Annotated in this window: 11 protein-coding genes; 3 read left to right on the top strand and 8 right to left on the bottom strand. The window is 59.8% G+C overall.

The window, feature by feature from the left end; translation table 11 throughout:
- Positions 1-6: 6 nt before the first annotated feature.
- The 7 genes from ispC to rpsB form a co-directional block, all read right to left on the bottom strand.
- Positions 7-1,197, bottom strand: coding sequence for a 1-deoxy-D-xylulose-5-phosphate reductoisomerase (gene ispC / locus GH769_RS03065; protein ID WP_014717232.1), 1,191 nt, complete (start codon positions 1,195-1,197; stop codon positions 7-9).
- Positions 1,194-2,000, bottom strand: coding sequence for a phosphatidate cytidylyltransferase (locus GH769_RS03060; protein WP_032903249.1), 807 nt, complete (start codon positions 1,998-2,000; stop codon positions 1,194-1,196). Before GH769_RS03060 ends, ispC begins: the two co-directional genes overlap by 4 nt.
- Positions 2,001-2,756, bottom strand: a complete 756-nt coding sequence (gene uppS / locus GH769_RS03055) for a polyprenyl diphosphate synthase (protein WP_003189167.1) — start codon at positions 2,754-2,756, stop codon at positions 2,001-2,003.
- Positions 2,757-2,773: 17 nt separating this feature from the next.
- A complete protein-coding gene (gene frr, locus GH769_RS03050) occupies positions 2,774-3,331 on the bottom strand; it encodes a ribosome recycling factor (protein ID WP_032903250.1) in 558 nt (185 codons plus the stop codon).
- Positions 3,328-4,071, bottom strand: a complete 744-nt coding sequence (pyrH, locus tag GH769_RS03045) for a UMP kinase (protein ID WP_003189161.1) — start codon at positions 4,069-4,071, stop codon at positions 3,328-3,330. Before pyrH ends, frr begins: the two co-directional genes overlap by 4 nt.
- A gap of 210 nt (positions 4,072-4,281) precedes the next feature.
- A complete protein-coding gene (gene tsf, locus GH769_RS03040; RefSeq protein ID WP_005785711.1) occupies positions 4,282-5,145 on the bottom strand; it encodes a translation elongation factor Ts in 864 nt (287 codons plus the stop codon).
- Positions 5,146-5,336: 191 nt separating this feature from the next.
- Positions 5,337-6,074: a 30S ribosomal protein S2 gene (gene rpsB, locus GH769_RS03035; protein ID WP_003189158.1), complete on the bottom strand. Its 738-nt coding sequence runs from the start codon at positions 6,072-6,074 to the stop codon at positions 5,337-5,339.
- Between the two features lie 387 nt (positions 6,075-6,461).
- Between rpsB and map the strand changes: the two genes are divergently transcribed.
- From map to dapC, 3 genes are all read left to right on the top strand, one after another.
- Entirely contained in the window at positions 6,462-7,244 is a 783-nt protein-coding gene (map, locus tag GH769_RS03030; RefSeq protein WP_003189156.1) for a type I methionyl aminopeptidase, read from the top strand.
- A 64-nt stretch (positions 7,245-7,308) separates the two neighbouring features.
- Positions 7,309-10,011, top strand: a complete 2,703-nt coding sequence (locus GH769_RS03025; protein WP_014717230.1) for a [protein-PII] uridylyltransferase — start codon at positions 7,309-7,311, stop codon at positions 10,009-10,011.
- Positions 10,012-10,154: 143 nt separating this feature from the next.
- Positions 10,155-11,354 (top strand): succinyldiaminopimelate transaminase, encoded by a 1,200-nt coding sequence (dapC, locus tag GH769_RS03020; RefSeq protein ID WP_153649479.1) that lies wholly within the window; start codon positions 10,155-10,157, stop codon positions 11,352-11,354.
- A gap of 11 nt (positions 11,355-11,365) precedes the next feature.
- Here the strand turns inward: dapC and GH769_RS03015 are convergent, their stop codons facing one another.
- Positions 11,366-13,009, bottom strand: a complete 1,644-nt coding sequence (locus GH769_RS03015) for a Na+/H+ antiporter (protein WP_014717228.1) — start codon at positions 13,007-13,009, stop codon at positions 11,366-11,368.
- Between the last annotated feature and the right edge of the window lie 93 nt (positions 13,010-13,102).

The following is a 13,102-nucleotide window of genomic DNA, read 5'->3' as shown; positions in this document are numbered from 1 at the left end:
CGCGGCCTAACCCGCATTGCGATCCAACCAATGCCCGGCCAGGGCTCGGGCCTTGGTGTCGGCCTCAAACACCGCCTCCAGGTCATTCACTGCCACTACCGGCTCACGCGCCAGGACGTCCTCGATGATACTCGCGATCTGCGGAAAGCGGATGCGCCGTTCAAGAAACGCCGCCACGGCCACTTCGTTGGCCGCGTTAAGCATCGCCGGGGCACTGTTACCCGCCTCGGCCGCTTGCCGCGCCAGGCGCAAACAAGGGAAACGCTGCTCGTCTGGAGCTTCGAAGTCCAGGCGCGCAATTGCAAACAGGTCCAACGGTGCTACGCCGGAATCAATCCGCTCAGGCCACGCCAAGGCGTTGGCGATCGGTGTGCGCATGTCCGGGTTACCCAACTGCGCCAACACCGAGCCATCCACGTAATCGACCAGGGAATGGATCACACTTTGTGGATGAATGACCACCTCAACCTGGTCAGGCCGCGCATCGAACAGCCAGCATGCCTCGATCAACTCCAGGCCCTTGTTCATCATGCTCGCCGAATCCACGGAGATTTTGCGCCCCATGGACCAGTTCGGGTGAGCGCATGCCTGATCGGGAGACACATGGTCCAGCTCGGCCGACGGAGTCTGGCGGAATGGGCCACCCGATGCCGTCAGCAAAATCCGGCGCACGCCGACCTGGCTCAAGCCGCGGGCAAAATCACCGGGCATGCACTGGAAGATGGCGTTGTGCTCGCTGTCCAGAGGCAGCAGCACCGCGCCGCTCTTACGCACCGCCTGCATAAAGAGTGCGCCGGACATGACCAAGGCTTCTTTGTTGGCCAGCAGGATTTTCTTGCCAGCATCGACTGCCGCCAAGGTCGGGCGCAAACCGGCTGCACCGACAATCGCCGCCACGACGGTATCCACGTCCGCATCGGCCGAGACCTGGCACAACCCTGCCTCGCCGACCAATACCTGAGTAGCCAGCCCGGCAGCCCGCAGATCCTCCTGCAGATTACGAGCCGCAGCCGCCTCAGGCACCACGGCAAAGCGCGGCGAGTGACGCACGCACAAGGCCAGCAACTCGCGCAAACGCGTGAAGCCGGTCAGGGCGAAAACTTGATAGCGATCGGGGTGACGCGCTATGACATCAAGGGTACTGAGCCCGACCGAGCCGGTCGCGCCCAGCACCGTAACCTGCTGCAGGCGGCTCACGAAGCGATCATCCACAACAGCACGGCAAAAATAGGCAGCGCAGCGGTGAGGCTGTCGATACGGTCAAGCACACCGCCATGGCCTGGCAGCAGGTTACTGCTGTCCTTGATGCCCGCCTGGCGTTTGAACATGCTCTCGGTAAGGTCGCCCACCACCGAGATGAAGACGACAATAGCCGTCCCCAGCAAGGCCAGAAGCACTTCCTTTACCGACCAGTCACGCACCACACCGACCACCAAGGTGATCAGCAGCGTCAAGGCCAGGCCGCCGTATACGCCTTCCCAGCTCTTGCCGGGGCTTACGGCCGGGGCCAGCTTGCGTTTGCCAAAGGCTCTACCCGAGAAGTAGGCACCGATATCAGCACCCCATACCAACACCATTACAGCCAGGATCAATTCGTTGCCCAGCGGGTAACGCTTGATTTCCACCAGCCCTTGCCAGGCCGGCAACAGGATCGCCAGGCCGATCACCAGCTTGCAGGCCACGCTGGACCATTGGCCACTGGTGCGTGGATAGGTGAGTACCAGGAACGTCGCCAACGCCCACCACAACACTGCTGCTCCCAGCACCCAGGGCGCGATGTCCGGCAGGATGTACATGAAGAACAACAACAGCGCGACCACGGCGGCATAGGCCACACGCGGCAACTGGTTGACGAAACCTGCCAGGCGCGCCCATTCCCACGCCCCAAGGGTCACGACCAAGCCGATGAACAGCGCAAAGCCGGAACCGTCGAGCAGGAAAAAACCGCACAAGGCAATCGGCAGCAGGATCAGCGCTGTGATGATTCGTTGTTTAAGCATTTAAACCCGGGCTCCAGCTTCGATCTGCTCGCTCGTTTTACCGAAACGACGCTGACGGGAAGCGAAATCGGCCAGTGCATTACGCATGGCATCGTGTTTGAAGTCCGGCCAGAACAGGTCGGAGAAGTACAGCTCGGTGTAGGCCAGCTGCCACAGCAGGAAATTGCTGATGCGATGCTCGCCACCGGTACGAATGCACAAGTCCGGCAACGGTAGGTCGCCGGTCACCAGGCAGGTTTGCAACAGTTCGGGCGTGATGTCGTCCGGGCGCAGATGGCCGGCCTGCACTTCGCGGGCCAGCCGCTGTGCAGCCTGGGCGATATCCCACTGGCCACCGTAGTTGGCTGCGATCTGCAGTACAAAACGGTTACTGCCGGCAGTGATGGCCTCGGCTTCGCGCATGGCCGTTTGCAGCTCCGGATGGAACCGCGAACGATCACCAATGATGCGCAGACTGATGTTGTTGTCATTGAGGCGCTTGGCCTCACGACGCAAGGCCTTGAAGAACAGGTCCATCAAGGCGCTGACCTCATCGGCGGGCCGCTGCCAGTTCTCACTGGAGAACGCGAACAAGGTCAGCACTTCGACCTTGGCCTCGGCGCACACTTCAATCACCGCCCTTACCGCGTCAACACCCGCTTTATGCCCGGCAACACCCGGCATAAAGCGTTTTTTCGCCCAGCGATTATTCCCATCCATGATGATCGCGACATGGCGCGGCACCACGGAGGGCACAGTCTGCTTGGTCTTTTCCATGAAGGCGTCCTGACCCCTTATACGGCCATCAGGTCCTTTTCTTTTTCTTCGGTCGCCTTGGTAATCTGGGCTTCGGCGTCCTTGGTCAGCTTGTCGATATCAGCGATGGCACGGCGCTCTTCGTCTTCGCTGATTTCCTTATCCTTGACCAGTTTCTTCAGGTCGCCCAGCGCATCGCGGCGGATGTTACGCACGGCAACGCGCGCATCTTCAGCAGCACTGCGCGCCTGCTTGGTGAAGCCCTTTCGGGTTTCTTCGGTCAGGGCTGGCATGGAGATCAGCAGCAACTCGCCCAGGTTGGTCGGGTTGAGGTTCAGGCCGGCACTCTGGATAGCCTTGTCGACAGCCGCGAGCATGTTGCGCTCGAAGGCCACAACTTGCAGGGTGCGCGAATCCTTCACGGTCACGTTGGCTACACCGCTGAGCGGGGTGTCGGAACCGTAGTAAGGCACCATCACGCTGCCCAGGATGCTTGGGTGCGCCTTGCCAGTACGGATCTGGCCAAAGGCGTGGCTCAAGGATTCCAGGGATTTCTGCATACGCGCCTGGGCGTCTTTCTTGATTTCGTTGATCATTGTTGGCCTTCCTCGATCAGAGTCCCTTCTGCGCCGCCGTGTACGATATTCAGCAGGGCGCCGGGCTTGTTCATGTTAAATACGCGCAGCGGCATCTTGTGGTCGCGGCACAGGCAGATAGCGGTCAGGTCCATGACACCCAGCTTGCGATCCAGTACTTCATCGTAGGTCAGATGATCGAACTTCTCGGCATGCGGGTCTTTGAATGGGTCTGCAGTGTAAACGCCATCCACCTTGGTCGCTTTCAACACCACGTCGGCATCGATTTCGATAGCACGCAGGCATGCGGCCGAGTCGGTGGTGAAGAACGGGTTACCTGTGCCAGCGGCAAAGATCACCACTTCCTTGGAGTTCAGGTGGCGCATGGCTTTGCGGCGATCATAATGATCGGTCACGCCAACCATGGAAATAGCCGACATCACAATGGCCGAGATATTGGCGCGCTCCAAGGCGTCGCGCATGGCCAAGGCGTTCATCACAGTGGCCAGCATGCCCATGTGGTCGCCGGTAACCCGGTCCATACCGGCAGCACTGAGTGCCGCACCGCGGAACAGGTTGCCACCACCAATCACCAGGCCGACCTGCACACCGATACCGACCAATTGGCCGACTTCCAGCGCCATGCGGTCAAGCACCTTAGGGTCGATCCCGAACTCTTCCGAGCCCATCAGGGCCTCGCCGCTGAGCTTGAGTAGAATGCGTTTATAGCGAGCCTGATAACCACTGCCCTGCTGAGCCATTGCGAATCTCTCCTGCGGCGTATTTTTTAAAAATTCTTGGCGAGCCGTTTACGGCTTGCGTTCACTCTAGCTGGACGCTGTCACAGCGCCATCGGAACACGGCTTTGTAAGCCAGTTCCGAGAGGAAACCAAATAAAATTGGCCTTCCCATTTGAAAAGAGGCTGCGCGCGTGAGCGGGCAGCCTCTTTCGGCGACAGTTTGGAACTGTCTTATTGCTTGGCGGCAGCCAGCTGGGCAGCAACTTCTTCAGCGAAGTTGTCGACCGGCTTCTCGATGCCTTCGCCTACTTTGAAGTAAGTGAAGGAAACGATTTCAGCACCGGCTTTCTTGGCCAGTTCGCCAACCTTGATTTCAGGGTTCTTGACGAACGCCTGCTCAACCAGGCTTGCTTCGGCCAGGAACTTGCTGATACGGCCCTTGACCATGTTCTCAACAATGTTTTCTGGCTTGCCTTTGATTTTTTCTTCGTTCAGCTGCAGGAACACAGCTTTTTCACGCTCGATCGCTTCGGCCGAAACTTCCGAAGGCAGCAGGAACTCAGGGTTGCTCGCAGCAACGTGCATCGCGATGTCTTTGGCCAGTTCAACGTCGCCGCCTTTCAGAACAACTGCAACACCGATTTTGTTGCCGTGCAGGTAGCCACCAACTACGTCACCTTCAACGCGAACCAGGCGACGGATGTTGACGTTTTCGCCAACCTTGCCGACCAGTACCAGGCGAGCTGCTTCTTGAGCTTCGATCAGAGGCTCAACAGTGGTCAGCTTGTCAGCGAAAGCTTTTTCGACGCTGGCAGCAACGAATGCTTTGAAGTCATCCTGCAGAGCCAGGAAGTCGGTCTGGGAGTTCACTTCCAGCAGAACGGCGGATTTGCCGTCTTCTTTCAGAGCGATAGCGCCTTCAGCAGCCACGTTGCCTGCTTTCTTGGCAGCCTTGATGGCGCCGGAAGCACGCATGTCATCAATGGCTTTTTCGATGTCGCCGCCGGCCTTGGTCAAGGCCTTTTTGCAATCCATCATGCCTTCGCCAGTACGCTCACGCAGTTCTTTAACCAACGCTGCAGTAATCTCTGCCATTTCAAAATCCTCTTGGATAGGTTTTCAACCATTCCACCCGATCAAACGGGCGATCAATTCTTCCCGAATCTCCGTTGTAGGCCGCTGCACGTTACAAATAATGTAGCTGCGCTGCCGACAAATGGTTTTCGAGGTGGCAAAAAGGGGGCCAAGCCCCCTTTTTGCTTACTGAGTCAACGCCAGGGCGTCAGTTACTCAGCGGCAGCTACCGGAGCTTCTTCAACGAACTGCTCGGTACCGCCAGCAACGTGGTTGCGGCCACGGATTACAGCGTCAGCCATCGAACCCATGTACAGCTGGATGGCGCGGATTGCGTCATCGTTGCCTGGGATGATGTAGTCAACGCCTTCCGGGCTGCTGTTGGTATCGACTACGCCGATAACCGGGATGCCCAGCTTGTTGGCTTCGGTGATCGCGATGCGCTCGTGATCAACGTCGATCACGAACAGTGCGTCAGGCAGACCGCCCATGTCCTTGATACCACCCAGGGAACGATCGAGCTTTTCCAGGTCACGGGAGCGCATCAGCGCTTCTTTCTTGGTCAGCTTGGCGAAAGTACCGTCTTCGGCTTGTACTTCAAGGTCACGCAGACGCTTGATGGAAGCACGGATGGTTTTGAAGTTGGTCAGCATGCCGCCCAACCAGCGGTGATCGACGTACGGAGAACCGCAACGTGCTGCTTCTTCAGCAACGATCTTGCCAGCGGAACGCTTGGTGCCGACGAACAGGATCTTGTTTTTGCCCTGGGCCAGACGCTCTACGAAAGTCAGCGCTTCGTTGAACATTGGCAGGGTTTTTTCAAGGTTGATAATGTGAATCTTGTTACGCGCGCCGAAAATGTACTTACCCATTTTCGGGTTCCAGTAACGGGTCTGGTGACCGAAGTGCACACCGGCCTTCAGCATATCGCGCATGTTGACTTGGGACATGATAGTTCCTTAATAAGTCGGGTTTGGCCTCCACGTATCCCAATGACCAACCAGCGGCATCAAGGCCTCCGGCACCCAGGTCATCGTGTCGACACGTGTGTGGATTTAAGCTTTGCGGGGTATCCCCGGAAAGCGGCGCATTTTATACCACAGCATCGGCAAAAACGAAACCCGCAATCACATTTGCCGGTCGCCGCCTTTGCGTAAGCCCTTGAATACAGCCAACATGCCTCTACCTCATAGAGAGAAGCGATCACCAGACGCGCATGATTTGCCAGCATCGTCTGTTAGAATCGCGTTTTTTGGGACTTGCGCGAATGTTGTAACCCTTTGTCGCGCCCCCGTGAACCGTATTGATTTCAGCGCGTCGCGCTAGAGAGAGCCTGTATGACCGTTACCTTGAAAACCGCCGAAGACATCGCAGGCATGCGCGTTGCCGGCAAACTGGCTGCCGACGTGCTGGAAATGATCGCCGAACACGTCAAGCCCGGCGTCACCACCGAAGCGCTGGACCGTATCTGCCACGACTATATAGTCGACGTGCAAAAAGCCATCCCTGCCCCGCTGAATTACAAAGGTTTCCCCAAGTCGATCTGCACCTCGATCAACCACGTGGTCTGCCACGGCATTCCGGGCGACAAACCACTGAAAGACGGCGACACCCTGAACATCGACGTTACGGTGATCAAGGATGGTTACCACGGCGATACCAGCCGCATGTTCCACGTCGGTAACGTGCCAGTGTGGGCCGAGCGCCTGTCCCAGGTCACCCAGGAATGCATGTACAAGGCCATCGAGATCGTCAAACCCGGCTGCCGCCTGGGTGACATTGGCGAAGTGATCCAGAAGCACGCGGAAAAGAACGGCTTCTCGGTGGTGCGCGAATTCTGCGGCCATGGTATCGGCAAAGTGTTCCACGAAGAGCCGCAGATTCTGCACTACGGCCGTGCGGGCACCGGCATGGAACTCAAGGCCGGCATGACCTTCACCATCGAACCGATGATCAACCAGGGCAAGGCCGACACCAAGGTGTTGGGCGACGGCTGGACCGCCATCACCAAGGACCGCAAGCTCTCGGCCCAGTGGGAACACACCTTGCTGGTCACCGACACCGGTTATGAGATCTTCACCCTGCGCGCCGACGACACCATTCCACGCGTTTCGGCCTGAAGGCTGCCCAGGTTTTCCCACAGCGTGTTGTGACTGACTGATAGATAGAAAGGAAAGCCGATCGATGCCCCAGGTGGATCCCGAACTCTTCGACCGTGGCCAGTTCCAGGCCGAACTGGCATTGAAGGCAAGCCCCATCGCCGCCTTCAAGAAGGCCATCCGCCAAGCCCGCGAGGTGCTCGATGCGCGCTTTCGCAGTGGCCGGGATATTCGCCGCCTGATCGAAGACCGCGCCTGGTTCGTCGATAACATCCTGCAAAAGGCCTGGGAGCAGTTCAATTGGAGTTTCGACGCCGATATCGCCCTGGTGGCGGTCGGCGGCTACGGTCGCGGCGAACTGCACCCCTACTCCGACATTGACCTGCTGATCCTGCTGGACAAAGCCGATCACGAGACCTTTCGCGATTCCATCGAGCGCTTTCTGACGTTGCTGTGGGACATCGGCCTGGAAGTCGGCCAGAGCGTACGCTCGGTGGACGAATGCGCGGAAGAGGCCCGTGCGGACCTGACGGTGGTCACCAACCTGATGGAAAGCCGCACCATCTGTGGCCCCGAGCGCCTGCGCCAGCGCATGCTCGAAGTCACCAGCACCGCACACATGTGGCCAAGCAAAGACTTTTTCCTGGCCAAGCGCGCCGAACAAAAAGCCCGGCACCACAAGTACAACGACACCGAATACAACCTGGAACCCAACGTCAAAGGCTCACCGGGCGGGCTGCGGGATATCCAGACGATTTTGTGGGTAGCGCGCCGCCAATACGGCACGCTGAACCTGCGCGCCCTGGCTGGCGAAGGCTTTCTGGTGGAGAGCGAAAACACTCTGCTGGCCTCGTCCCAGGAATTCCTGTGGAAGGTGCGCTACGCCCTGCACATGCTGGCTGGTCGTTCCGAAGACCGCCTGCTCTTCGACCACCAGCGCTCTATCGCTACCCTTCTGGGCTTTGAAGGCGAAGATGCGAAGACCAGCATTGAAAGCTTCATGCAGCAGTACTACCGGGTGGTCATGAGCATTGCTCAGCTCAGCGACTTGATTATCCAGCACTTCGAAGAAGTGATCCTGGCTCCCGAAGATGAAGCGCCGCCGCAGCCGATCAACGCGCGTTTCCAACTGCATGACGGCTATATCGAAGCGCGTAACGACAACGTGTTCCGCCGCACACCGTTCGCCATGCTGGAAATCTTTGTGTTGATGGCCCAGCAGCCGGAGATCAAAGGCGTGCGCGCCGACACCATCCGCTTGCTGCGGGAAAACCGTCACCTGATCGACGACGACTTTCGCAACGATATCCGCAACACCAGCCTGTTTATCGAGCTGTTCAAGTGCCGCATCGGCATCCATCGCAACCTGCGGCGCATGAACCGCTACGGCATTCTCGGGCGCTACCTGCCGGAGTTCGGCTTTATCGTCGGGCAGATGCAACACGACCTGTTCCATATCTATACCGTCGATGCCCACACCCTGAACCTGATCAAGCATCTGCGTAAGTTGCAGTACACCCAGGTGTCAGAGAAATTCCCGCTGGCCAGTAAGCTGATGGCCAAGCTGCCCAAGCCCGAGTTGATTTACCTGGCCGGCTTGTACCACGACATCGGCAAGGGCAGGCATGGCGACCACTCGGAGATCGGCGCGGTCGATGCCGAAGCCTTCTGCCAGCGCCACCAGTTGCCGGTGTGGGACAGCCGCCTGATTGTCTGGCTGGTGCAGAACCACCTGGTGATGTCGACCACGGCCCAGCGCAAGGACTTGTCCGACCCGCAGGTGATCCACGACTTTGCCGGCATCGTCGGCGATGAAACCCGCTTGGATTACCTGTATGTGCTGACCGTCTCCGACATCAACGCCACCAACCCGACGCTGTGGAACTCCTGGCGCGCCAGCCTGTTGCGCCAGCTGTACACCGAGACCAAGCGCGCCCTGCGCCGTGGCCTGGAGAACCCGGTGGACCGCGAAGAGCAGATCCGCCGTACCCAAAGCGCAGCCCTGGATATCCTGGTGCGCGGCGGTAACGACCCGGACGACGTCGAGCAACTCTGGTCGCAACTGGGTGACGATTACTTCCTGCGCCACACCGCCGGCGACGTGGCCTGGCACAGCGACGCGATCCTGCAGCAACCCGCCGATGGCGGCCCGTTGGTCCTGATCAAGGAAACCACCCAGCGCGAATTCGAAGGCGGCACGCAGATCTTCATCTACGCCCCCGACCAGCACGACTTCTTTGCCGTGACCGTGGCGGCCATGGACCAGCTCAACCTGAACATCCATGACGCCCGGGTCATCACCTCCAGCAGCCAGTTCACCCTCGACACCTACATCGTGCTCGACACCGACGGCGACTCAATTGGCGATAACCCGGCGCGGGTGAAAAAGATCCGCGAAGGTCTTACCGAAGCCCTGCGCAACCCCGACGACTACCCCACCATCATCCAGCGCCGGGTGCCGCGCCAGCTCAAGCACTTTGCCTTTGCGCCCCAGGTGACCATCTCCAACGACGCACAGCGACCGGTGACGGTGCTGGAGCTCAGCGCACCGGATCGCCCGGGCCTGCTGGCACGCATCGGCGGGATTTTCCTGGAGTTCGACCTGTCGTTGCAGAACGCCAAGATTGCGACCCTGGGCGAGCGTGTGGAAGACGTGTTCTTTATCACCGATGCCGATAACCAGCCGCTGTCCGACCCGCAGCTGTGCCTGCGTTTGCAAGCGGCGATCGTGGAGCAATTGAGCGTGAGCCAGGAACCCGGCGTCGAGCTGACACGCCTGACCATTTGAATTTTTAACTTTGTGAACAGGAGTCATGTGGGAGCTGGCTTGCCTGCGATGCAGACACCTCGGTGCGTCAGGTCGACCGCAGTGAGGCCATCGCAGGCAAGCCAGCTCCCACAGGATCCGCGCTCACCGTGACAGAGGCTTATATGAACAACGCCCTTAACCAGTTGCAGCCCTACCCCTTCGAGAAACTGCGCGCTCTGCTCGGCAGCGTGACGCCGAACGCGGACAAGCGCCCGATTGCGCTATCCATCGGCGAGCCCAAGCACACCTCACCGGCCTTCGTTGCCGAGGCCTTGAGCAATAACCTCGATCAAATGGCGGTGTACCCCACCACCTTGGGTATTCCGGCCCTGCGCGAAGCCATCGGCGCCTGGTGCGAACGTCGCTTCAACGTGCCCAAGGGCTGGCTGGACCCGGCACGCAACATCCTGCCGGTCAACGGTACGCGCGAGGCGCTGTTTGCCTTCACCCAGACCGTGGTCAACCGTGGCGACGACGCGCTGGTGGTGAGCCCCAACCCGTTCTACCAGATCTACGAAGGCGCCGCGTTCCTGGCCGGGGCCAAGCCGCATTACCTGCCGTGCCTGGACAGCAATGGCTTCAACCCGGACTTCGACGCCGTCTCCCCCGACATCTGGAAACGTTGCCAGATCCTGTTCCTGTGCTCCCCAGGCAACCCGACCGGCGCGCTGATCCCGGTCGACACCCTGAAAAAACTCATCGCCCTGGCCGACGAATATGACTTCGTCATCGCCGCCGACGAGTGCTACAGCGAGTTGTACTTCGACGAGCAAACCCCACCGCCGGGCCTGCTCAGCGCCTGCGTCGAGCTGGGGCGCCAGGACTTCAAGCGTTGCGTGGTGTTCCACAGCCTGTCCAAGCGCTCCAACCTGCCAGGCCTGCGCTCAGGCTTCGTGGCCGGCGACGCCGAGATCCTCAAGGCCTTTTTGCTGTACCGCACCTACCACGGCTGCGCGATGCCCGTGCAAACCCAGCTTGCAAGCATTGTGGCCTGGCAGGACGAAGCCCACGTACTGGCCAACCGTGACCTGTACCGCGAGAAATTCGACGCGGTGCTGGCGATCCTCAAGCCGGTGCTGGACGTGCAAAGCCCGGACGGCGGCTTTTACCTGTGGCCGAATGTAGAGGGTGACGACGCCACTTTCTGCCGCGATTTGTTCGTGGAAGAACATGTGACGGTGGTGCCGGGCTCTTACCTGTCGCGCGAAGTGGACGGCTTTAACCCTGGCGCGGGGCGTGTGCGCCTGGCATTGGTTGCGCCGTTAGCCGAATGCGTGGAAGCGGCTGAGCGGATTCGCGACTTTATCCAGCGTCGCCGTTAAGGGCCTACCGGTCACTTCATGTGACCCAAATTCGCCTCGCTCATATCCAACTCCGCCAACACCTCCCTCAACACGTCATCACCAATCTGGTGATGACGGCTCAAGCTGTACAACTCCAACCGTTGCGCGCGTAGGGCCTTGAGCCGCAGCTTGCGCTCCAATTGGTCCATCTGCAGCGCCAGCGCCTGGGCTTCAGCCGAATCATTAAACACGTCCAGTTGATGACGATACTCCGCCATCAGCCGCGCCTTGAGCTCGGTGGCCAGTGCCGCTTGAGCGGCGTCCGGTGTTTCGGCTTCAGCGGGTTCCTGGGCCTCCAGTGCATGGATTGCAGCCACGGCGGTCTTTTTCCAGGCCTCGCGCACTTCGTTGTGGCGTTTTTCATCCGGGCCTTTTTCGACGCCACGCAGCAGTAACGGCAGCGCGATGCAGGCAGCGACCAGCGACAGCAGGATCACCCCGGCAGCGATAAAGATCAGCAGGTCACGCTCAGGGAAATCCTGGCCCGGCGCCAGCAACAAGGGCACCGACATGACGCCCGCCAGGGTCACCGCTCCGCGAACACCGCCGACGGTCAGTAACCAGCAGGAGCGGGCCGTCGGCACCAGGGTCAGCGCGCTTTTGCCACGCAGCCTGCGCAGCAACCCCGACAGCCGCCAGATGCTCTGCACCCAGATAAAGCGCAATACCACCAGCACCAGGAAGATCGCCACCACATCCAGGCAGCGATACATCAAGGTGGGCCACAGCGTGGTTTCATGACTGACCACAGCCTTGATGATGTCCGGCAATTGCAGGCCGAGCAGCAGGAAAATCAGGCCATTGAAGGCAAACTCCAGCAGCGACCAGACGCTGCGGTTGAGCAAACGCGTGCTGGTCTGGCGCGGCAGCAGGTCGAGCCAGCTTTGCATCATGCCCGCCGCCACCGCCGAGAGAATGCCGGACGCGCCCAGGCGTTCAGCCAGTACGTACGCAGCAAAGGGCAGCAGCAACATGAACACCACATGGGTCGCCGGGTCATCCCAACCGCGCGCGATCATCCAGGCGCGCAGGCGGCCGACCAGCCAGCTCAGCGCCACGCCGATCGCCAACCCACCCACTGCCACCAGTACAAACGTCAGGCTGGCATCCGCCAGGGAAAAGACCCCGGTCAACGCCGCGGCCAGGGCAAATTTGAAGGTCACCAGGCCCGACGCGTCATTCATCAAGGCTTCGCCCTGGAGCATGTGCATCAGCGGCTTGGGCAAACGATTCTGGGAAATGGCCGACACTGCCACGGCGTCCGTCGGGGATAAAACCGCTGCCAGGGCAAAGGCCACCGGCAAGGGGATCGAGGGCAGCAACCAATGAATAAAGTAACCAGCGCCCACCACGGTGAACAGCACCAGCCCCACCGCCAACGTCAGGATCGGACCACGCAGGCGCCACAACTCGCGCTTGGGCATGCGCCAACCATCGGAAAACAGCAGCGGTGGCAGGAACAGAAACAGGAACAGCTCCGGGTCCAGCGCCACATGCAGCCCCAACGTGGGCCAGGCCAGCAAGGCGCCGGCGGCGATCTGCACCAGGGGCAACGGCAGTGGGATGATGCGCCCGACCAGGCGCGAAAGGCTGACCAGCATCAGCAGGATAAGAACGGTGTAGGCGGTTTGCATAACGCGGGTTTCCCGGACAATCGACTTGCAACGACACATCAGGCAACAACTGGCCGTTGAAGTGCCATATTACCCGGCTATGTTACCTGGCTA

The sequence above is a fragment of the Pseudomonas sp. CFSAN084952 genome (assembly GCF_009648855.1).
GTDB lineage: Bacteria > Pseudomonadota > Gammaproteobacteria > Pseudomonadales > Pseudomonadaceae > Aquipseudomonas > Aquipseudomonas paracarnis.
The sequence above is the reverse complement of the archived record's forward strand: the minus strand, read 5'-3'. Positions and strand labels throughout refer to the sequence as shown.